The following is a 22,245-nucleotide window of genomic DNA, read 5'->3' as shown; positions in this document are numbered from 1 at the left end:
TAGCCCGCGCCCACCACCCAGGCGTCGGCCGGCAGTGTCGCGGCCCGCCCCGATCCCTGGGCCTCGCTCGCGGCCTTCCTGCGAGCGGCACTGGCCGCTACCGGCACCGGCTCCCTGCTCCCGCTCCCCGGCGGCCGGCTACCCGCCACCGAGGAGGTCGACGCCGCGGACCACCGTCTCCGGGAGGCCCTCGACGAGCTGGTCGACGCCGCCCACCGGTGCGGCGCGCTTCGCCCGGACTTCGGCTCGGCGGAGCACCGCTACCCGGCCGTGAAGCGGTACACCGTCCTCGACCGGTACTTCTCCCCCGGGCGCAGCAGGGTGGAGGGGTAGTCGGGCCGGTTGGGCGAGTCGGGGAAGTGCTGGGTCTCCAGCGCGATGCCCGCGTACGGGGTGTACCGGCGGCCGGAGCGACCGGTCAGCGTGCCGTCGAAGTGGTTGCCGGTGTAGACCTGGAGTCCCGGTTCGGTGGTCAGGCATTCGACGTGTCGGCCGCTCGCCGGGTGGCTCAGCAGGGCGGCGCGGCGCAGTCCGGTGCCGTCGAGTGCCCAGGTGTGGTCGAACCCGCCTCCGGCCGCGCGGAGTTGGGGGTGATCCGTGGTGATGCGGGTGCCGATCCTGCGGGCGTGGCGGAGGTCGAAGGGGGTGCCGGCGACCGGCTCGACGGGGCCGAGGGGTATCAGGTCCCGGTTCACCGGAAGGTAGCCGGTCGCCTCGACGCGCAGCAGGTGGTCGTGCACCGTTCCCCGTCCCTCGCCGGCCAGGTTGAAGTAGGCGTGGTTGGTGAGGTTGACGACGGTCGGGGCGTCCGTGGCAGCCTGGTAGGTGATCGAGAGCCCGCCGTCGGGGTCGAGCAGGTACGTCACCTCGGCGGCGAGGGTTCCCGGGAACCCCTGGTCCCCGGCGGGGCTGCGAAGGCGGAAACGGACGCCGACCTGCCGGTCCGCCCGCACCGGGACGCCGTCCCAGAGGCGGGTGGCGAAGCCGTCCGAGCCGCCGTGCAGGGTGTGGCCGGTGGTCTGGGTGGCCAGCCGGTACGTCGTGCCGGCCAGCGGAAGCACACCGCCGGCGATCCGGTTGGCGTAGCGGCCGACCGTCGTACCGAGGTAGGCGGCGTCCCCGAGCAGGTCCTCGACGCTGCCGCCGCCCAGAACCACGTTGGCCCGCCGCCCGGCCCGGTCCGGCGCGTGCAGGGCCTGGAGGCGGGCTCCCAGGCTCAGCACCTCCGCCGTCACACCGGTCCGGGAGCCGAACGTCCACCGGGTGATGCGCTGCCCGTTCGGCATGGTCGCGGCGGCCTCCTGGGCCACCATCAGGTCACCGGTCGAGACGAGTACGTCTCTGGGCACGGGCTGCTCTCCGTTCGGGCAGGGTGCGGAAGAGGGGTGCGGAACAGGGTGCGGACGCGGGGCGGTACCCGCCGTAGGACGGCCGGCCCGCCGACCGGTGGCCGACTGGTCGCCAGCCCGCCGCGCGGATCGCCGGGAGACCCGCCCCCGCAGGCCCTGGGGCCTGGAAGGGGCGGGTCCGGACCGTCAGGGAGCTACGGCAGGGTCCAGCGCTGGTTGGCGCCGCCGTTGCAGTCCCAGATCTCCAGCGGGGTGCCGTCGGCGGTGGCCCCGGCGGGGTCGTCGAGGCAGCGGCCGGACTGGGCGCTCTTCAGGCTGCCGTCCGGCTGAGGCGCCCACTGCTGGTTGGCGCCGCCGTTGCAGTCCCAGAGTTCGACCGGGGTGCCGTTGGCGGTGCCACCGCCGGTGACGTCCAGGCACTTGCCGTTGTGGGTGAGGGTGCCGTTGGTGCGGGTCCACAGCTGCTCGGCGCTGCCGTCGCAGGCCCACAGCTGCACGGCGGCGCCGCTGGTCCCGGCGGTGGGTCGGGCGCAGGTGCCGGGCAGAGCGGAGGCGATCGGTCCGGTGTGGGTGGTGGGGGTGCCGGGGGTGAGGGCGAAGTTGTCGAACTGGTCGGTCTGGTAGCCCGTCACGCCGAGGCCGGCGCGTCCGTTGGTGAAGCTGGTGTCGGTCGTGCTGCCCACGGCGGTGCCGTCGATGCTCGCGGTGAGGGTCGCGTTGTCCAGGGTGAGCGCGACGGTGTGCCAGCGGCCGGTGCCGAGGGCGGTGGTGGTGCCGCTCGCGAGGGTGGTGAAGTGCCAGCTGGTGTCGCTCTTGTCGATGGACCAGGCGCCGGTGTCGCTGACCCGCAGGTGGTAGGCGTTCAGGCCGTTGTTGTTGCGGCCCTGCTGGTTGACCCGGCCGAGGAGTTCGACGGTGCTCGACTGCTCGAACATCGTGTCGGCGGTGACGGTGTAGTTGGACCAGCTGCCGTCGCCCATCATCGTGTACGGGGCGTTGTACGGCTCGTCGGTCCAGTTGATCGGCCTGGTCGGGGCCATCTGGCGCAGGCAGGTGCCGGTGCGGCCGCCGCCGCAGGCGACGGTCTGGAAGGCGCCGTTCATGTCCGCGAAGTACTTCGGCGAGGTGGTCGTCGCGGGCGTCTCGAAGCCGTCGGCGTAGGGCAGCTTCATCGGCGCGGCAGGCGGCGGGGTGGCGGTGCCCTTGCCCTGGCCCGTGGTGGTGGTCACGGTGTAGACCCGGCCGGGCTGCAGGGTGAGGGTGTACGTGCCGTGGGCCGGGGTGACGTCCTGCTGGTGGACGAACCAGTCAGCGGGGTTGGTGGAGTTGAGGTCGGTGGACCAGACGTGGACGTTGCCGGTGGACAGGCCACCCTTGACGGTGAAGCTCGCGGTCTGGGCGGCGGTGGCGTCCAGGGTCTCGATCACGGTGCTGTAGTCGCGGTTGTTCGCGCCCTTCAGCGTGACGTAGCTGCCGTTGGTGCGGGCGCCGCCGAGGTAGCCGCTCGCGGAGTCGATGTAGCGCCAACCGGGCTTGGTGAACTGGGTGGTGTGCGCGGTGACCCAGGTGGTCTTGCCGATGCTGTAGGTGCCGGACCAGGGCTGGTCGGCGATCGACATCCCGTCGGTGGAGAAGAACAGGTCGGGGTAGAGCGCGGCGATGACCGGCCAGTTGATGAACGAGGTCATCTTTCCGTCGAGGTAGCCGCGGTTGATCCCGCGCGCCACCGCCGGGGCGCCGCCGTCGGCGTCCTCGGAGCCGTTCTCGCTCGCCCACAGCGGCTTGCCGAGCGCCTGGGCGTTCGCCGGGCTGGGGCAGCTGCTGAAGTCGCTCATGTACCCGCAGGGGTAGTGGACGCCGACGATGTCGACGGCGTTCTTGAATGCCGGGTCGGTGGCCATGGCGTCGGCCACGTCCCAGGTGTCGTCGGCGGCGACGACCTTGGTGGCGCCGTAACCGCGTGCCACGAGCGTGCTCTTCAGGTTCTCGTACCAGGCCTTGTCGAAGCCGCGCTCGTTCCACCCGCCGAGGTATGACACGTTCAGGTGGTGCCGGGTGGCGCAGCCCATCCAGTCCATCAGGTAGTTGACGCTGTCCTGGGACCAGAAGTTGCCGCCGCTGCCGGTGTTGCCGATCCAGCCGGGGGCACCCCAGGACAGGCCGTAGAACTTGATGTCGGGGTTGCGGGCCTTGGCCTGCTCGGCCAGCCACCACTCGTAGCCCTGGTTGCAGTCGACGGTGCCGCGGGTGTGCTCGATGCTGGGCTCGGCGCCGTCGGTGGAGTTGGTGTCGCCGCCGATCTCCAGCTTCAGCACCTGCAGCGAGGCTCCGTAGCCGGGCTTGAACAGGTAGTCGAGCAGTTGGCTGCGCTGGGGCTCCGGATAGTCCACCAGCAGGCGGGAGTTGCCGCCACCGCCGGAGATCGCGCCGACCCCGTCGAAGGTGAGGCCCGGCTTGGTGCCGTCGATGGTGACGGCGGTGGGGGCGGCGGTGGGGGTGGCGGCCCGGGCGCCCGCCGGCGCGGTCAGGCCGCCCAGCGCGCCGGCGAGGACGAGCGCCGCGCTCAGGGCGGTGCGCCAGGTCGATGACAGGTGTTGACGGCCCATGGGCGTCTCCTGGGTGTGGGGAGAGGTGGCGGTCCGTGCCGGACGCCCGCAGGCGCCCGGCACGATGTGGGGGCAGGGGCTTCGCCGGTCCCGTTACGAGACGGTCCACTCCTGGTTGGCACCGGTGCCGCAGGTCCACTGGATGACCTGCGCGCCGTCGGCGGTCGAGCCGCCGGTCACGTCGAGGCACTTGCCGCTACCGGCCGCCACCAGCTCGACCCGGGCCCCGGTGGCCGGGACGAGGGTCCACTGCTGGTTGGCCTTGCCGGTGCCACAGGTCCACTGGACGACCTGGGCTCCGTCAGCGGTGGACGCGCCCGTGACGTCCAGGCACTTGCCGCTGTTGGCCGACACCAGCTGGACGGTGCCGGTTCCGGCGACCGGGACGATGGTCCACTGCTGGTTGGCCTTACCGGCCCCGCAGGTCCACTGGACGACCTGGGCTCCGTCGGCCGTCGACGCGCCCGTGACGTCCAGGCACTTGCCGCTGTTGGCGCTGGTCACCGTGTGGGTGGCCGGGGCGGCCAGCGGCGTCACGGTGGTGTTGGCGAAGTCGGCGTGCTGGAAGCCGCCGACACCCAGGCCGATCTGGCCGGTGCCGTGGCCGGCGTCGGCGACCGAGGCGACCTGCATGTGGTCGATCGACGCGGTGATGTTCTGGCCCTGCACGGCCAGCGTGAGGCTGTGCCAGGTGCCAGCCCCGGCGCCGGGGTAGCTGCCTCTCGCCAGCACGGTGTCGGCTCCGGCGCGGTCCTCGGTGAACAGACTCCAGGCGCCGGTGTCGTCGATCTTCAGGTGGTAGCCGGAGCGGTCGTGGTCGACGTGGTCGATGCGGCCGAGCAGTTCGGCGGAGGTGCCGGCCTGTTCGAGGACGACGTCGGTGCTCGCCTGGTAGTGCGCCCAGGACGGGTCGCCCAGGAGGGTGAGCGGGGTGTAGTTCATGTCGTCGTGCCACGGGATGGGCGCCTGGGTGATCACCTGACGCAGGCACATCGGGGTGGTCGCCCCGGACGGGCAGGGCGCGGTCTCGAAGGCGCCGGCCCAGTCGTGGAAGTAGCGGGCGGTGGCCCCCGCGGCGTAGCCGCTGAGGTCGGCCCGGTAGGGCAGCGGCATCGCGGTGGACGGGGGCGCCACGGCGGTGCCCTTGCCCTGGCCGGTGGTGGTGGTCACCGTGTAGACGTAACCGGGCTGCACGGTGAGGGAGTACGAACCGCCCTTCGGCGTCACGTCCTGGGTGTGGACGAACCACCTCGACGGGTCGGTGGAGTTCGTGTCGGTGGCCCAGACGTGCACCGGGCCGGTGGACAGGCCGCCGGTGACCTTGACGTTGACGGTCTGCGCGGCGGTGGCGTCGGTGGACTCGATGACCGCGCTGTAGTCCCGGCCGGACTTGAGCGTGACGTAACTCCCGCTGTGCGGGTCGCCGTTGGCGCCGGCGCCGGCGAGGTAGCCGCTGGAGGCGTCCAGGTACTGCCAGCCAGGCTTGGCGAACTGGGTGGTGTGCGCCATCACCCAGATGTCGCGGCCCACCGCGTAGTTGCCGGACCAGGGCTGGTCGGCGGCCATCAGGCCGGCGCCCGCGTAGGGCAGCTCCGAGGGCCAGGAACTGACCAGCGCCCACTTGATGTCCGAGGTGATCCGGGCGTCGAGGTACTCGCGGTTGACGTTGCGGGCCAGGGCGGCCGGGTCGGCTCCGTAGCTGTCGTTGTCGTCCTCGGAGGCCCACAGCCGCTTGCCCAGCCCGGTCGCGGTGCCGCTGCCCGGACAGGCCGTGTAGACCGGGGTCGAGTGCCAGCAGGTGCCGTGCAGGCCGATGACGCCGACGGCCTTGGCGAAGGCGGGGTCGCTCGCCATGTCCGCGGCGATCGACCAGTGCTCGTCGTCGCTGTCGGAAGCGACCAGGACGGTGTCCTGGTGGCCGTGGCCGTCGAGGGAGGCGCGCAGGTTCTCGAACCAGGTCTTGTCGTAGCCGCGTTCGTTCCAGCCGCCGAGGTAGCCGACGTTCAGACCGTGCTGCTGGGCGCAGCCGAGCCAGGACTGGAGGTAGGTGATGTTGTCCTGGGACCAGATGCCGCCGTTCAGCCAGCCCGGCGCGGCCCATTCCAGACCGTAGAACGTGATCTTGGGGTTGCGGGCCTTGGCCTGCTCCATCAGCCACCACTCGTACCCGCGGTCGCAGTCGACCTCGGTGGGGGTGCGCATGTGGGACGGCTCGGGGCCGTCGGAGGAGTTGGCGTCGCCGCCGATCTCCACCTTCAGCGTCTGCAGCGAGGCGCCGTAGCCGGGCTTGAACAGGTAGTCCAGCACCTGGCTGCGCTGAGGTTCGGGGTAGTCGACCAGCAGGCGCGAGGTGGCGCCGCCGCCGCTGATCGCGCCGAGCCCGTCGTAGGCCCGCCCCGGCGAGGAGCCGTCGATCGTCACGGACTGCGCTGCGGGGGCGGGCGCGGCCTCCGCAGCCTCCGCGGCCGGCGCGGCCGCGACGGCGGTGGCGACGCCGAGTGCGAATGCCGCCAGGGCGGTGACGCCCCGGCGGAACGGATGGGGTGGTGTGCTCATCGACTGCTCCTGCTCCTCGGGCCGGGTCGGCAGGGGGATGGGGGTCACCAGCACCGGAGTCACGGACGGACCGCCGGGACGGGCGCTGGCGGGTGCATGCCGACCGCCGGGAGGACAGTAGACCCAGCTTTCAACAACAATCAACAACTTCGAATGAAATGCAACACTCCTGGGCATCATGCCCACGAAGTTGACAGTTGATCCGCGCCGCCGAGCGGGGCCGCCGCCCATCACCACCATGACCCTGCCACGCGCCATTGACGCTGCTCCGGCTTTGCTCGAAGCTGTCCAGGGCGACAACCTACCAATCGGTAAGTTTGCTCGAACGCACCGACAACCTGCTTCGATCCGGGAGATCACACGCGATCCAGCGACTCCGAGCAACCCCGCGCCAAGCCGGGAGCACAGTGGCATAACGAGACGGTCTCAATAGCTCCCAAGGGGAACCATGAGCTTGACTCACCTCATGGCCAGGCGCTTTCTTTTGATCCATCGCGTTTGATTGCGATGCTTTCTGATCGGTTCTGTTGCTTCTCGCCGGTCGGTCCCGCACCCTCAGGAGCCCCCACCATGCACCTCTCCCCCCGTGGCCGCCTGGCCTCGCTCGCCGCGCTGAGCCTGGTCACCGCCTTCGGCCTGACGGCCTGTTCCACCGGGCAGACCTCCTCCTCCGGCGCGGACGCCTCGGTGGCGCCGGTGTCCGGCAAGGTCTCGATCACCTACCTGCAGAAGCAGGGTGACCAGCAGTACTTCGTGGACGAGGCCGCGGGTGCCAAGGCCAAGGCCGCCGAACTGGGCGCGGAGCTGAAGGTGGTGAACCTCGGCAACGACGCGAACAAGACGGTCGGGGAGGTGCAGGCCGCGATCGCGCAGAAGAGCAACGGCCTGATCATCGTGGTGCCGGACCCGGCGGTCGGCCCGCAGGTCGTCCAGACCGCGCGGGACGCCAAGGCCGCGCTGCTCACCTCCGACGACCAGGTCTGCGCGAGCGGCCCGGCCCCGGCGCAGTGCGCCGCGGGCGACCTGGTGCCCCGGATCGGCTTCTCCGGCCAGCAGATGGGCCAGCAGGTCGGCCAGCGCGCCGCCGAGGAGTTCACGAAGGCCGGCTGGAACGCGGCCGACACCCGGATCCTCTCCGCCTGGAAGCAGGACGTCACCGTCTGCGGCGACCGCGTGAAGGCCGCCAAGGCCGCCTTCGACCAGGCCGTGCCGGGCGTGCAGCTGATCGACGTCGCGACCGACAACACCCCGACCGGCGCGCAGGACAAGGTCGCCGCCACCATCACCGCCAACCCCGGCGTCAAGCACTGGGTGACGTGGGGCTGCAACGACGAGAACGTGCAGGGCGCCGTCACCGCCCTGCAGAACGCCGGGATCAGCCCGAACGACGTCGACGGCGTCGGCCTGGGCGCCTACCTGGCGTGCAAGGACTGGGCGTCCGGCAAGCCCTCCGGCATGAAGGCCGCCCTGTTCATCAACGGCAAGGACGTCGGCGCCCTGTCGGTGCAGACCATGTTCGACAAGCTCAAGAACGGCAAGGACTTCCCGAAGGAGGCCTTCGCCCCGACCACGATGGTCGACGCCACCACCTGGCAGTCCGCGGGCGTGTCCTGCAGCTGACGCCGCACCTGACACCGCGCCGAGCCGGCGGTGCGGCAGGCCGCCGCCGGCCCCGCCGCACCCCCGCCGCCGACGCTCCCCAAGACCGTACGCACCGCACTGCCAGCGAGGCCCCGATGACCCCACCCGCACCGTCTCCCCTCCCGCCGCCGGACGGCTCCGCCGGCCTGAGCGCCGAGGGGGTGTCCAAGCGCTTCGGCACCGTCCAGGCACTGACGGACGTCACCCTCACCTTCCCGCCCGGCCAGGTCACCGCCCTGATGGGCGAGAACGGCGCCGGCAAGTCGACCCTGCTGCGCATCCTGACCGGCGACCACCGCCCCACCGAGGGACGCGTCCTGCTGGACGGCGAGAGCGTCGACCTGCACTCCCCGCAGGACGCCCGCCGCGCCGGGATCCGGATCATCCCGCAGGAACCCGAGATCATCCCCCACGTCCCGGTCGCCGAGAACGTCTACGCCGGCTCGCTGCCCCGCCGGGCCGGCCGTCGCCTGGACCGCGCCGAACTGCGCCGCCGGATCACCGCCGACCTGGCACGCCTGGGCTTCGACAAGGTCCTCGACCCCGACCTCCTCGGCTCCGAACTCACCGCAGCCCAACGCCAGCTGGTCGAGATCATGCGGGCCCTGACCGGCGCCGTCCCACCACGCGCGATCGCCTTCGACGAACCCACCTCCTCGCTCTCCGAACACGAGGTCGAGGCCCTGTTCGCCCTCATCGGACGCCTGCGCGACGAAGGCATCGCGGTCATCTACGTCTCCCACCGGATGAAGGAGATCTTCCAACTCGCCGACCGCATCGCCGTACTGCGCGACGGCCAGGTCGCCGGCGTGGTCCAGGCCGCCGCCACCGACGAGAGCGAGCTCGTCCGGCTCATGGTCGGCCGCGACCTGTCCTCACTGTTCGTCCGCCAGCAGGTCGCCACCGACCGCGTCGTCCTGGACGTCCGGGACGTCACCACCGACGACGTGCGCGGCATCAGCCTGAAGGTCCGGGCCGGCGAGGTCGTCGCCCTGGCCGGCCTGATCGGCGCCGGACGCTCCGAACTCGCCCTCGCCCTGGCCGGCGACGCCCCGATCCGCTCCGGCACGCTAACCCTCAACGGCGAAGTCCTGCGGCTGAAGAACCCCCGCGCCGCCATCGCCGCCGGCATCGGCCTGGCCCCCGAGGAGCGCAAGGCCCAAGCGCTGTTCCTGCACCGCACGATCCGCGACAACACCTCGCTGGTCAGCCTGCGCCGCCTCAGCCACTGGCGCTTCGTCAAACACCGACAGGAAAAGGCCCTCGCCCAGGAGTACGCCAACCGACTGCGAGTCCGCGCCCCCTCCATCGAGGCCGAAGTCCGCACCCTGTCCGGCGGCAATCAACAGAAGGTCGTCCTCGCCCGCTGGCTCGCCCACCGACCCGACCTGCTGATCCTCGACGAACCCACCCGCGGCGTCGACATCGGCGCCAAGGCCGAGATCTACCAGATCATCGCCGACCTCGCCCGCGAGGGCACCGCCGTCCTGGTCATCTCCTCCGAACTGCCCGAAATCCTCGGCCTCGCCGACCGGGTCGTGGTGATGCAGAACGGCCGCACCACCGGCGAACTGAGCCGGGACCAGGCAACGGAAGAGGCCGTCCTCGCCCTCGCCATGGCCGACGACCTCGCCACCACCGCCCCCGCCCAGACCGGAGAGACCCGATGACCACTGCCACTCCCCCGACCGTCCCGGCGCCGGACACCACAGCCCCGCCCACCCGGTCCGGCGGCCCGCGCGCCCTCCTCACCGCGATCGGCGGCCAGAACCTCAGCCTGACCGGCGCCCTCATCGCCGTCGTCGCCCTCTTCGGCACACTCAACCCCAACTTCGTCGGCTGGGACAACATCCAGGTCATCGCCGAAGCCGCCACCATCTCCGGCCTGCTGGCCGTCGTCCAGACCGTCGTGATCATCTGCGGCGGCCTCGACATCTCGGTCGGCTCCCAGGCCGGCCTGGCCTCCGTCACCAGCGCCATGGTCTTCACCTCCACCAGCGCCAACCCCTACCTCGGCATCGGCGCCGCCCTCACCATCGGCGCCGGCATCGGCCTGTTCAACGGCATCGTCATCATCTACGGCCGGGTCAACCCCACCATCGCCACCCTCGCCGGCCTCGCCGCCTACAAGGGCCTCGCCCAACTCGTCTCGGACGGCCGCGCCCAAGGCTACGTACTCAACGACCCGATCTTCATCTTCCTCAGCCGAGGCAAGATCGCCGGCCTGCCCACCATGGTCTGGCTGCTCATCCTCACCGCCGCCGCCGTCCACGCCCTCCTCACCTACACCGACATCGGCCGCAACATCTACGCCATCGGCGGCAACGACACCGCCGCCCGCCTGGCCGGCATCAACCTCAACAAGTACCTGATCGCCGCCTACGCCCTCTCCGGCACCGTCGCCGCCCTCGCCGGCGTCCTCCTCACCGCACGCACCGGCAGCGGCCAGCCCGTCTCCGGCAGCGAGGGCCTGGAACTCCAGTCGATCACCGCCGCCGCCCTCGGCGGCTGCGCCCTCAAGGGCGGCAAGGGCAGCATCGGCGGCACCCTGCTCGCCGTCGCACTGCTCGGCGCCCTACAGAACGGCCTCACCGTCCAGGGCATCAACGCCTTCTGGCAGAACGTCGCCCAAGGAACCTTGCTGATCGCCGCCGTCGTCATCCAGCAGCGCCGCAACCGCGAACGCGCGGTCGGCCTGCCCGCCTGACACCCAGACCCCCGTGCGGCGGGGCACCGCACCGCCGTACGGGAACCGGACTTCCCGGGAACCGGACCTCCCGACGCGCGCCGCGCGGGGCCGGCTCCCCCACCGGGGCCGGGCCGCGGACTCCCGAACCGGGTGTCCCGGTGGTCAGCCCCCATGACGTCCGCCCCGGCCGGGCCCCCTGGCCGGACCCGCCGCACAGTGGCAGCGGGTCCGGACCCGGCCGGCGGCGGAACGAGCGGTCGGCCGCCGAGGGTCGGCCGGACCGCGACCGGAACTGCCGGTGCCACCCCTGCCGGTGGCACCGGCAGTTCCGTGCTTCCGGGCCGGTGCGGCAGGGCCCCGCCCCACGGGTCGGCCGACGGGACGTGGGAGGCACCGGCGTCCTGGGATACTGGATCATGTCGCGACCGGACGCGGCCCGGTCGTCGACGCGGACGCTCCGGCAGCCCCGTCCCGCCGGAGCTGTCGAACGCGTTCGTCCACGACCGTGGCAGGGTCGACCCACCCAAAGAAAGCGGGAGCGACCAGGCACCCGTTCGATCGAAAGGGCCTCCGTGGCTGATCAGAGTTTGCTCGCCCCGCAGCGCCAGGCGCTGATCCTGGAGGCCATCCGCAAGGCCGGCGCGGTGCGCGTCGCCGAGCTGGTCGAGCAGTTCGGTGTGTCGGACATGACGATCCGTCGCGACCTGGACGCGCTGGCGCGCCAGGGCGCCGTCCAGAAGGTGCACGGCGGTGCCATCGCGGTCGGGACCGCGAGCACGTACGAACCCGGCTTCGACCTCAAGTCCGAGCTGGAGGAGGGCACCAAGGCCGCCCTGGCGGACGCGGCGGCGCAACTCGTGGAGCCCGGCAGCGTGGTCGCGCTGTCCGCGGGAACCACCACCTACGCGGTCGCCTCCCGGTTGCTGGACATCCCGCAGCTGACGATCGTGACCAACTCCCTGCGGATCGCGGACCTGCTGTGGACAGCCGAAAGCGACGGGAGGGAGACCGTCCCGTCGCTGCTGTTGACCGGAGGGGCGCCCACCCGCTCCGCGGCCCTGGTGGGGGCCCTCGCGGACCGGACGATCGGCACCCTCCACGTCGACCTGCTCATCCTCGGCGTGCACGGCGTCAGCGAGCAGGCCGGGCTCACCACGCCCAACCTGGCGGAGGCCCAGACCAACCGGGCGCTGATCGCCTCCGCCCGCCGCACCATCGTGGTCGCCGACCACACCAAATGGGGCGTCGTCGGCCTGAGCAGCTTCGCGACCCTGACGGAGGTCGACTGCTTCATCACCGACGACGCCCTTCCGGCAGCCGCCCGCAACGTGCTCGCCGACGCCGTCGGGGAGCACGTCGTGGTGTCGGCCGCCCGCTAACCGGGCGGCTGCGTGCCGGGCCCGGTCAGGCCACCCGCCGCGCCCCCGGCGAGGGCACGGCGGTGAACGCCACCGGGTCGGCGTAGCCCGCCGAACGGAAGGCCGACCGCACCGCCGCCGCGACCGGGTCCGCCTCGGTGGCCCCGACCAGAGCGATGACGGAGCCGCCGAAGCCCCCGCCGGTCATCCGGGCGCCCAGTGCGCCGGCGGCCAGTGCGGCCTCGACCGCGAGGTCCGTCTCGGCACAGGAGACCCGGAAGTCGTCGCGCAGCGAGGCGTGTCCGGCCGTCAGGATCGGCCCCAGCTCGGCGATCCGGTCCCCGCCCAGGTGCTCGATCGTCTCGGCCACCCGCCGGTTCTCGGTGGCCACGTGCCGCACGAGGCGGGCGAGGTCGTCGGGAAGGCACTCCTGGGCGGCGGTGAGGCCGGCGGGCGGGAGGTCGCGCAGCGCGTCCAGGCCGAGCAGCTCGGCGGCGCGCTCGCAGCCGGCCCGCAGGGCGGCGTAGGCGCCGTCGCCGAGGTCGTGCTTGACCCGGGTGTCGATCACCAGCAGCCGCAGGCCCGCCGCCGCGAGGTCGAGCGGTACGTGCCGCTGCTCCCGCGTCCGGGTGTCGAGGAACAGCGCGGCGCCGTCCGTGCAGCAGGCGGAGGCCATCTGGTCCATCGCGCCGCAGGGCACGCCGACGAAGGCGTTCTCGGCCCGCTGGGCGAGCAGGGCGAGCTCCGGCGCGGACAGGCCGAGCCCGTACAGGTCGTTCAGGGCCGCGGCCGTCGCGCACTCCAGCGCGGCGGAGGAGGAGAGCCCGGCCCCGGTCGGCACGTCGCTGTCGAAGAACAGGTCGGCCCCGCCGACCGGGTGGCCCGCTTCGGCGAAGGCCCAGAACACGCCGGCCGGGTAGCCGGCCCAGCTCGCGACGACGCCGGGGGTCAGGCCGTCCAGCGACAGGTCGGTGATCGTGCCGTCTCCCTGGGCGCTGTACAGCCGCACCCGGCCGTCCTCGCGGCGCCGGGCGGCGACCTTGACGCTGTGCGGGAGGGCGATCGGCAGCACGAAGCCGTCGTTGTAGTCGGTGTGCTCGCCGATCAGGTTCACCCGGCCGGGAGCGGCCCACACGCCGCTGGGCCGGGCGCCGTGGACGGCCTCGAAGTCGGTGGCGGCCTGGTCGATCATCTGTTCGGCTCCCGTGCGTCGCGCGCGTGTCGTACCGACTCCCGCCTGAACTTTCGGCGGACGGGAGTTTATTTCGACATAATCAAACACGATTGCCACCCACGGTCAACACCAGCGACTTTGACAGAAGTAGAACGCACACCGGGCGCCGGCATGTAGACGTTCAAGATCTACGCCTGTTGACAAGCGATCGTAATTGTTTGATTCTGTTGAAGATCGGCACAGTGGGCCGACGCCCCACGCAGAAGGAGTACGGCGGTGCACAAGACCGCGACCAAGCTGGCCGACGGCCGTGAGCTCTTCTACTACGACCGGACGGCCGACGCCGTCCGCGGCGCCGTGGACGAACGCCCGCTGGAATCCTTCGCGAGCCTCTCCGAGACCCGGCTCGACCCGGTGCTCGGCGAATGGGTGACTGTCGCCGCCCACCGCCAGCAGCGGACCTACCACCCGCCGGCCGGCGAGTGCCCGCTCTGCCCCTCCCGGGACGGACGGCTCAGCGAGGTCCCGGCCACCGACTACCAGGTCGTGGTGTTCGAGAACCGCTTCCCCTCGCTCGCCCTGGACTCCGCCGCGCACGTCACGGCCCACGACGACGACCCCCTGCGCACCCTCCGGCCGGGCACCGGCCGCTGCGAGGTGGTCTGCTTCGCCCCCGACCACGACGCCTCCTTCGCCGACCTGGACGAGGCCAACGCCCGCCTGGTGCTGGACGTCTGGACCGACCGCACGGCCGAGCTGTCCGCCCTGCCCGAGGTCCGGCAGGTGTACTGCTTCGAGAACCGCGGCGAGGAGATCGGCGTCACCCTGGCCCACCCGCACGGGCAGATCTACGCCTTCCCCTTCGTCCCCTCCCGTACGGCCCGGATGATCGCCCGGGCCGAGGCACACCGCGTGAGCACCGGCCGGAACCTCTTCGAGGACCTGCTCGCCACCGAACGGGCCTCCCCCGAGCGCCTGGTGGTCCAGGGCGAGCACTGGACCGCCTTCGTCCCGTTCGCCGCCCGCTGGCCGTTCGAGGTCCACCTCTACCCCAACCGCCGGGTGCGCGACCTCACCGCGCTGAACGACGCCGAGCGCGCCGAGTTCCCCGGCCTCTACCTCGACCTGCTGCGCCGCTTCGACCGGCTGTTCCCCGCACCCGACGGCACCGCCCCGAACCGGACCCCGTACATCTCCGCCTGGCACCAGGCGCCGAAGGACGGCGGCGACGAACTCGCCCTGCACCTGGAGCTGTTCACCATCCGGCGCGCTCCCGGCAAGCTCAAGTACCTGGCGGGAGTGGAGTCCGGACTCGACGCCTTCGTCACCGACGTGAGCCCGGAGACCGCCGCCGAGCGGCTCCGCGCCGCCGCATCCCACTGACCCGGCACCCCGGAGGAATCCGCGGGGTGGGGTGCGTGCGTCGGGTTCGAACGGAGGGGGTGCCGGGCCCCCGGGGTGGCAGCCCCGGGAGCCCGGCGTCAGACTCGCCCCGCCGGGCGGGCCTGGGTCAGGTGATCGACCACCGCTGCAGCGGCGAGGCGGTGTCCGGCTGCTGGGTCACCGCGGCGCCGTCGGCGGTCGAGGCGGTGGTGAGCAGCAGGCCGCTGCGGGCCGAGGTGACGGCGTACGAGCCGTCGGCCGTCAGCCGGACGTTCCAGTGCTGGTTGGCACCGCCGGTGCACGGCCACTGGATGACCTCGGCGCCGGCGGCGGTGGAGCCGCCGCTGACGTCGGCGCACATCGACGAGAGGCCGTTGACCAGCTCGTACGAGCCGTCGGGCTGGGGGCGGAACTGCCAGAGCTGGTTGCTGCTCCCGGACGCGGCCCGGGTGACGAGGCCGTTGCCGGCGGTGGTGCTGCCGTCGGCGTCGTCGAGCGCCTTGCCGCCCGTGGTCAGCGTGTGGTCTCCGCCGAGGTCCGGGTTGACGGTCCAGGTGAGGGAGGCCGACGCGCTCGCGGTGCCCGAGGAGGCCGTGACGGTGACGGCGGAGGTCCCGGGGCCCGTCGGGGTGCCGGAGATCAGACCCGAGGTGCTGATGGCGAGCCCTGCGGGCAGGCCGGTCGCCGTGAAGGTGAGCGGCCTGCCGGCGGTGTCGGTGGCAGCAAGCTGCACCGAGACGGCCTTGCCCACGGTGCCGGACTGGTCGCCGGGAGCGGTGAGCACGACCGTCTCGGGGGCCGTGCCGGTCGCGGAGAACGCGAGGGTCTGCTCGGCCGCCGTGCGGCCGCCGCCGACCGTGCTGCCGGTGGTGTCGTTCCAGGAACGCGCGGGCACGGTCTCGGCGAGCCGGCCGGCGGTGCCGGACATGCCGATCACCAGGCCGCTGTAGCGGTTCACCAGCTGGAACCGGCCCTTCCCCGCCTTGCTGGGGAGGATGAACCACTGCTGACCCACGGTGGCGTTCCCGCCGACGGCGGCGGTGGCGGCGAGTCCGGCGCCCCAGGCCCGCCCGGCCGTCGAGGCGGAGTCGACACCCAGCAGCTGCCCGGTCGCGGCATTGGCGATCCGGTAGGAGCCGTCGCCGTTCGCGGCGAAGTCCCAGGACTCGCGCGGGGAGCGGGTGGGCGCGGCCGTGGAGGTGACCGCGGAGCCGTCGGCGGCCTGGGCGAGCACGCGGCCGTCGCCGTTCTGGATCCGGTAGGACCTCGTCAGGTCGACCGGCGGGGCGGCCGGCGCGGAGGAGCCGATGGTGATGTCGGCGTACTCGCCGTCGGAGCTCGCGCAGGCGATGGAGCAGTACGAGCGGAACGTCCTGCCGATGACGGTGCCGCCGGTGCGGCTGGCCGGGTCGAGCATCCAGCGGTACCAGGAGCCGGACGTGTAGCCGCTGCCGCTGTCGCCGATCAGGCTCCACTGCTGGGTGCCGAGGTCCTTGGTGGCGTAGAACTGCTGCGGTGCGGTGCCGGAGACCACCTCGGGTTCACCGATGTACAGGCCCAGGTAGGCGTCGTAGGCGATGTTCATGATGAACAGCTGCGACTTGGGCGGGAGTTGGCCGGCCGCGACCTGCTGGTCCACCGAGCCGGCGGTGCCGGGGCTGTAGTCCTTCGCGGGCGGGGTGTAGCCGGTGGGCGCCGCCGGGGTGGCCGGCACCATGTTGCTCTCCAGGCCGCCCCGGCCGGGCTGCGTCCAGGTGCCGTCGTACCACTTCCGCCACGAGTCGGGCGCCATCTTCGCCGAGATCGGGGCGCGTGCGACGTGGGCCAGGCCGCCGTTGCCGCCACCCACGCCCGCCTTGGGGACGATCCGGGAGCCGTAGTAGACGTAGAAGTAGCCCGAGGCGGTGTCGACGAACAGGCGGGGGTCACCGTCGCCGTAGTCGTAGGTCTGGTTGGGGAAGGCGGCGTCATCCCCCCGGACGGTGCTGTACGGGGAGGTGATGACGTGGTCCTTGATGGTCCAGGTCCGACCCTGGTCGGTGGAGACGGCGTAGTCGATCGCGTCGTAGTGCAGGCCGTCGCCGAACGGCTGCGGGGTGAACTCGTTGTGCACCAGCCCGTACCAGTCGCCGGTGTCCGGGTCGACCCAGACCCCGACGAGGTCGCAGAAGTTGCGCTGGGAGTAGCCGGAGCCCTGCGGTGCGCTGGTGGACTCCAGGCCCGTGGGGCTGTTGTCGCACCGCGAGGTGGTGTCGTCGTTGCGGTCGTGCGGGTCGGCGGGGTTGACGGCGTCGCTGATCGGTGACTTGGTGGCGCTCTCGAAGTCCGCGCCGGTGTAGAAGCTCCACTGCCGGGAGTCCTGCGCCCCGTACAGGGAGTGGGACTGCTGGAAGTAGAAGGTGCCGTCCTTGTCGGCGTAGACGCCGGCCGGGGTGTCGTCGGGGTAGGCGTACGGGCCGGTCCTGCCGATCGAGACCGTGTACGTGGCGGGGGCCGGTCTGGCGGACGCCGGGGCGGCGGCCAGGGTGCCGGCGCCGAGCGCCGCCAGCGCGGTGGCGGCGAGGGCTCTGGCCCATCGGGTGCGTAGGGGTGACACTGGTACTCCTCTTCCGTGGTGGGGCGCACCGTTGCGCCCCTGCTGTGGGGGTGCGGAACGGGAGAGTGGTCCTGGGGGTGGCGGGCGGTCAGCCGTCCGCCATGCGGAAGTCGTACTGCGGGGGCACCGCGGTGCCGGGGTGGACGGCGAGCCAGAGGGTGTCCAGGGAGAGTTCGCCCTCGCGCATGGTGTCGACCTGGATGCCCTCGGCGAGCAGTCGCCGGACCCGGTCGTCGTCTCCGCAGGCGTGCGCCGCCTCCGCCTCGGCCAGCCTGATCCGACCGTGCGCCCGGTCGGCCGGGGACAGCTCACCGATCAGCGCGATCGCCTCGGCGGAACGTTCGGCGCGCCGCAGCGACTCCAGCGTCTCGATCGTCAACTCCCTCAGCTCCGGGCGGAGCCGGTGGGCCGAGCGCATCAGGTCGGCGGCCTCCTGCGGGTCCGGGGCGAGGCAGGCGAGCGAGCGCAGCGCCCAGGGTGAGGCCTGCGCGGCGACGGAGCGTTCGAAGGCCTCCCGGGCGGACTCCCGCTCCCCGGCGGCCAGGCGCAGCAGGCCGAGCTGGTACAGGGCGTGCCAGTCGGCGGCGTTCCCTTCCAGCAGCAGCCGCCAGTGGGCCCCGGTGACCGGTTCGGCGGGTGGGTCGCAGATCGGGAGCGTGCCGGTCTTCAGGAGTTGCCGCCAGGGTTCCTGGGCGGCCGTCGGCTCGCCGAACGGCAGGGCGCGGGAGGCGGGCAGGGCGCCGGCCTCGATCTCCAGCGCGGCCCAGCCGCCGCCCTCGGCCAGCACCTCCTCGGGCTCGCCGAACCCGCCGGCCAGCGCGTCCGCCAGCGCCAGCTCCAGCGGCGGGACCATGCGGGCCAGCGCAGCGCCCGCGGCCGACCGGGCGTCATCCCACCTCCCGTGCACGGCTTCGGGGTCGGCTTGCAGCAGCCCGTACGCCTCGGTCCAGGACCAGGTGGCGCCGGCGGGCATCGGCAGGTGCTCCAGCTGGGTGCGGGCCAGGCCCGCCTGGATCTCCAGGTAGGCGGTGTCCGGGCCGGAGAGCCACTCCTGCCAGTGCCTTCCGCCGGTGCCGGTGCCCCAGCAGAACAGCTTGCGTCCGCGCAGCCGCGCGGTGGAGGTCTGGACGAGTCCGGTACCGGCCGCGTCCAGCGCGGCGATCCAGGGCCGTTCGCCGGCCGGGACGTCGAGGAAGTAGTCGGCGGCGCGCAGGGTCCGGCCGGGGTAGCTCCGGTCGGCGCCGTCGACCTGCGGGAAGGCGACGCGGCGCAGGTCGCTGACGTAGTCGCAGTGGAAGGCGTGGTCGGCCGGGCCGAGGACGCGGACCTCCTCGTGTTCGGGCACGGCGATGTTGGACCACCAGTAGACCGGGGTCTCGGTCGGGGCGGGGTTGTGCACGGCGACGTGGACGTACAGCACCGGGGAGCCCGCGGGCAGCCAGGTGTCCAGGCGCAGGACCAGCCGGCGCAGCCGTTCGAACGCGTACATCCGCAGCACCGGGGTGCCGTCCGGTGCGGTCAGCCGGGCAGCGTGCAGCGGCTCGCAGGTCAGCGGCCAGTGCCCGGTGGCTCCGAGGTTCCACTCCACCCCGCCGGCCACCCAGGCGTCGCGCAGGGCGAGGTTGGCGGGCTGCAGGATCCGGTTGCGGTGCAGCAGCTCCCGCCCGGTGGGGCGGTGGACCAGGGACCACAGCCGCCCGCCGAGGGAGGGCAGGAAGGTCGCGGTGAGGTTCTCGTTCTCCAGGACCACGCAGGGGAGTTCGCGCTCCGCGCGGACGCGGTCGTAGCCGCCCTGTCGGGTGTACGGCAGCAGGGTGTCGGGCACCCCATAGGCCAGGTTGCGGCGCATCTCGTCGTCGACGCCGGCGCCCGCGCCGGTCTGCCGGGGCAGGCCGTGCAGGATCGGCAGGGTGCCGCCGACCGGGTCGGGGGTGCCGTCGATGCGGAGCGGGCCGGTGCGCAGTGTCGAGGTCACGCGGGAAGACGTCACTTTCCGATCCCAACCGTCATGCCCTGGATGATCCGCGAGCCCATCCAGGAGAAGAGCGCGATCATCGGGGCGAGGATGATGCAGACCCCGGCGAACATCGTGCCGAAGTCCAGGCCGTTGAACTGCTGTGCCGCGACGAAGGAGGAGAGCGCCACCGGGAGGGTGATCGTTCCCTGGCTGTTCGTCAGGACGAGGGCGAACAGGGTCTCGTTCCAGGCGGCGATGAACTGCAGGAGGAAGGCGGTGACCAGCCCGCCCCGGGCGACCGGGAGCACCACCTGGACGAAGGTGCGCACCGGGCCGGCGCCGTCCAGGACGGCCGCCTCCTCCAGCACACCGGGGATGCCGCTGAAGAAGCCGGTCAGCAGGAAGACCGTGAAGGGCATGGCCAGGCCGACGTAGACCAGCCCGAGGCCGAGGTCGCTGTCGGTCAGACTCACCCGGGACAGGCCGACGAACAACGGCACCACCAGGACCTGGCCGGGCACGCCGAGGCCCATGGCGAAGGTCATCGTCAACGCCGAGGAGGTCCGTGAGCGGCGCCGGGCGAGGGCGTACGCGCAGGGCGCCGCGAGGACGACGGCCGCGACCGAGGAGAGGCCGGCGGTGAGCAGGCTGTTCAGGGCCGCCCGCGCGAAGCCGCCCTCGTCCAGCGCGGTGGTGTAGTTGCCGGTCTTCGGACTGGTCGGCAGGCCGAATGCGTGGTGCAGGATGTCGGGGCCACTGCGCAGCGAGGTCAGGAGGACCCACAGGACCAGCAGCAGGTCCGCGGCGACGACGAGCCAGACGGCGGCCGTGCCGATCCTGCTCGCGAGTCCGGCGGCCGGGTTTCTGCGTCGCACGGGTGGTGACCTTTCCGTTTGCGGTTAGGGGGCCGGGGCGCGGCGGGTCAGTACTCGATCGGCTCGCGGCGCAGCAGGCGGCGCAGCACGACGGTGATCAAGGTGACCATGACCAGGCTGACCATCGCGGCGGCGGTGGCCGTGCCCAGCCGGGGGACGGTGCCCTGCGGGAACGCCTCGCTGTACACGTACACGGCGGTGTTCCAACTGCTCACCGGCGGATAGGCGTTGGTGCTGCCGCCGTAGAGCAGGATCAGCTCGAAGATCTTCACCGAGCTGACCGTCCAGAGCACCGCGCAGACCGCGATGACGTCCCAGGCGCACGGCAGGGTGATGTGCCGGAAGCGCTGGAAGGGGCCGGCGCCGTCCAGTTCGGCCGCCTCGTAGAGGTAGTCGGGGATCTGGTCGACGGCTGCCATGATGATCGAGGTGTAGTAGCCGGTCGCCGTCCAGACCAGGGTGCCCAGGACCATCGGGAGCAGGTTGTCCGTCGACAGCCACTTGGGCGGCGTGGTCACCCCGAACAGCTTCAGCGCCTGGTTCACCGGGCCGGTGGGCGAGAACAGGAACCCGGCGGCGATGCCGAAGACCATGCCGTTGACCAGCGAGGGGAAGAACAGCACCGACCGGGCGAACAGCCTGGCCCGCATCTCGCGCAGCACCAGGGTCAGCGCGAAGCTGAGCACGAAGGTGATCGTGCCGCCGATGACCATCAGTTCGAGCGTGTTGACCAGGGAGGTGCGGAACCTCGGGTCGCGGAACAGCAGGGTGTAGTTCCGCGGGCCCCGCCAGTCCATCTCGCCCATGCCGTCCCACTGGTACAGGCTGGTCCACAGGGCGTAGCCGACCGGGGCGACGAACAGCACCGCGTACACGACCAGGGCGGGCGCGGTGAACGGCCAGAACATCCTGCGGCGCTGGCGTTCCAGCGGGCCGACGCTGGGGCGGGCTGCGCGCCGGGACCGGCCCCGGGCGTCCGTCCCGGGCGGGCTCTCGATCGTGGTCGCCACCGTCAGCCCTGGGTCTGCCAGTAGGTGACCTGGTCCGCCTTGCACTTGGCGACGAACTCGGCGGCCGTGGTCTTGCCGTGCCACAGGTCCAGGTAGTTCTCGTTCAGGACCTTGGGCAGCCAGCTGCCGCCGACTCCGTCGAAGCCGAGCCGCAGGGTCGGGGCTTCGAGGCTCTTCTGGACGTCGGCCAGGTCCGCGGGGGCCGGGATGTCGGTGCGCGGGGTGAGATTGAGGGCCGTGGTGGAGATCCCGGACAGGTGCTTCTTCTGCAGGAAGAAGGCGATGAACTTCTCCGCCGCGACCGCGTTCTTGGCCCGCTTGGGGATCGCGAAGCCGAACAAGCCGGCGTCCGGGGCCTTCGTGGTGGGCGGCAGGATCGAGGCCGTCTTCCAGCCGGCCGGGACCTGCTTGGCGACCTCGGCGGTGACGTAGTTGCCGTCCATGTAGAAGGCGGCCTTGCCGGCCGTCCAGTTGGTCTCCTGGGCGGGGAACTTGGTGGCGTCGTAGCCCGGGATCAGGTGACCGCCCTTGACCAGCTGTTCCACCTGCTGCGCCGCGGCGAGGACGGCCGGGGCGTCCCAGGTCGCGCCGGACTTGTCGGCGGCGAGCTGCGAGACGTTCACGCCGGCCCCGTTGAGCAGGTAGTCGAAGTACAGCGCGTTGCTCCAGGGGTCCTCGCCCTCGGAGGCGATGCACGCCTTCCCGGCCGCCTTCAGCGCGTCGCAGATCTTGAGCAGCCCTGCCCAGTCGGTGGGCGGACTCGGCATGGCGGCGGCGATCGCGGGGTCGGCCGCGTTGTAGAACATGGCGTTCGTGACGATCTCGTACGGGATCACGTAGTGGTTGGAACCGGACGGGTCCTTCGGCAGCATGTCGAAGTACTTGGCCGGGACGACCTGGGAGACCGGCACGCCCTCCCCCGGCACCTGCAGCTGGAGCACCGGCGAGAGGTCCAGCGCCTAATGGGATTCGACGGGCCGTGAGGGAGACTACGGCCCGTAGCCGCCAGCAGGTGAGCACTACTCTCACCGGAGCCGTTTGAGCTCTGTTG

14 protein-coding genes are annotated in these 22,245 nt (G+C 72.1%); 5 read left to right on the top strand and 9 right to left on the bottom strand.

What is annotated here, in order from left to right; translation table 11 throughout:
- Window positions 1-260: 260 nt before the first annotated feature.
- The 3 genes from ACH4E7_RS38745 to ACH4E7_RS38735 all read right to left on the bottom strand — a co-directional run bounded on the left by ACH4E7_RS38745 (window position 261) and on the right by ACH4E7_RS38735 (window position 6,511).
- Entirely contained in the window at window positions 261-1,349 is a 1,089-nt protein-coding gene (locus tag ACH4E7_RS38745) for an aldose epimerase family protein (protein ID WP_396253893.1), read from the bottom strand.
- 194 nt (window positions 1,350-1,543) lie between these two features.
- On the bottom strand, window positions 1,544-3,955 hold the full coding sequence (locus ACH4E7_RS38740; RefSeq protein ID WP_396253892.1) for a ricin-type beta-trefoil lectin domain protein: 2,412 nt from the start codon (window positions 3,953-3,955) through the stop codon (window positions 1,544-1,546).
- 93 nt (window positions 3,956-4,048) lie between these two features.
- Window positions 4,049-6,511 (bottom strand): RICIN domain-containing protein, encoded by a 2,463-nt coding sequence (locus ACH4E7_RS38735; RefSeq protein ID WP_396253891.1) that lies wholly within the window; start codon window positions 6,509-6,511, stop codon window positions 4,049-4,051.
- Window positions 6,512-7,081: 570 nt separating this feature from the next.
- On the opposite strand from ACH4E7_RS38735, the gene ACH4E7_RS38730 reads away from it, so the two are divergent.
- From ACH4E7_RS38730 to ACH4E7_RS38715, 4 genes are all read left to right on the top strand, one after another.
- Window positions 7,082-8,131 (top strand): substrate-binding domain-containing protein, encoded by a 1,050-nt coding sequence (locus tag ACH4E7_RS38730; protein ID WP_396253890.1) that lies wholly within the window; start codon window positions 7,082-7,084, stop codon window positions 8,129-8,131.
- Window positions 8,132-8,247: 116 nt separating this feature from the next.
- Complete coding sequence (locus tag ACH4E7_RS38725; RefSeq protein ID WP_396253889.1) at window positions 8,248-9,822, top strand: sugar ABC transporter ATP-binding protein; 1,575 nt, start codon at window positions 8,248-8,250, stop codon at window positions 9,820-9,822.
- On the top strand, window positions 9,819-10,859 hold the full coding sequence (locus ACH4E7_RS38720; protein WP_396253888.1) for an ABC transporter permease: 1,041 nt from the start codon (window positions 9,819-9,821) through the stop codon (window positions 10,857-10,859). The genes ACH4E7_RS38725 and ACH4E7_RS38720 overlap by 4 nt, the downstream gene beginning before the upstream one ends.
- A gap of 554 nt (window positions 10,860-11,413) precedes the next feature.
- Window positions 11,414-12,220: a DeoR/GlpR family DNA-binding transcription regulator gene (locus ACH4E7_RS38715; protein WP_396253887.1), complete on the top strand. Its 807-nt coding sequence runs from the start codon at window positions 11,414-11,416 to the stop codon at window positions 12,218-12,220.
- Window positions 12,221-12,245: 25 nt separating this feature from the next.
- On the opposite strand, the gene galK is transcribed toward ACH4E7_RS38715, so the two are convergent.
- Entirely contained in the window at window positions 12,246-13,391 is a 1,146-nt protein-coding gene (gene galK, locus ACH4E7_RS38710; RefSeq protein ID WP_396253886.1) for a galactokinase, read from the bottom strand.
- A gap of 258 nt (window positions 13,392-13,649) precedes the next feature.
- Between galK and galT the strand changes: the two genes are divergently transcribed.
- Complete coding sequence (gene galT / locus ACH4E7_RS38705; protein WP_396253885.1) at window positions 13,650-14,756, top strand: galactose-1-phosphate uridylyltransferase; 1,107 nt, start codon at window positions 13,650-13,652, stop codon at window positions 14,754-14,756.
- A gap of 127 nt (window positions 14,757-14,883) precedes the next feature.
- Here galT and ACH4E7_RS38700 read toward each other — a convergent pair whose 3' ends face one another.
- The 5 genes from ACH4E7_RS38700 to ACH4E7_RS38680 form a co-directional block, all read right to left on the bottom strand.
- The gene (locus ACH4E7_RS38700) at window positions 14,884-17,352 is read right to left on the bottom strand and encodes an RICIN domain-containing protein (RefSeq protein ID WP_396253884.1); all 2,469 of its coding nucleotides are present in this window, start codon (window positions 17,350-17,352) and stop codon (window positions 14,884-14,886) included.
- Window positions 17,353-17,440: 88 nt separating this feature from the next.
- Window positions 17,441-19,327, bottom strand: coding sequence for a DUF5107 domain-containing protein (locus ACH4E7_RS38695; protein WP_396253883.1), 1,887 nt, complete (start codon window positions 19,325-19,327; stop codon window positions 17,441-17,443).
- 11 nt (window positions 19,328-19,338) lie between these two features.
- Window positions 19,339-20,184 carry a carbohydrate ABC transporter permease gene (locus tag ACH4E7_RS38690; protein WP_396253882.1) on the bottom strand — a complete coding sequence of 282 codons (846 nt, stop codon included), beginning with the start codon at window positions 20,182-20,184 and terminating at the stop codon, window positions 19,339-19,341.
- A gap of 47 nt (window positions 20,185-20,231) precedes the next feature.
- The gene (locus tag ACH4E7_RS38685) at window positions 20,232-21,194 is read right to left on the bottom strand and encodes a carbohydrate ABC transporter permease (protein ID WP_396253881.1); all 963 of its coding nucleotides are present in this window, start codon (window positions 21,192-21,194) and stop codon (window positions 20,232-20,234) included.
- A 2-nt stretch (window positions 21,195-21,196) separates the two neighbouring features.
- A complete protein-coding gene (locus ACH4E7_RS38680; protein ID WP_396253880.1) occupies window positions 21,197-22,135 on the bottom strand; it encodes an ABC transporter substrate-binding protein in 939 nt (312 codons plus the stop codon).
- Window positions 22,136-22,245 lie beyond the last annotated feature (110 nt).

The organism is Kitasatospora sp. NPDC018058 (assembly GCF_044327205.1).
Lineage (GTDB): Bacteria > Actinomycetota > Actinomycetes > Streptomycetales > Streptomycetaceae > Kitasatospora.
This window is presented reverse-complemented; position numbering and strand designations above follow the sequence as displayed.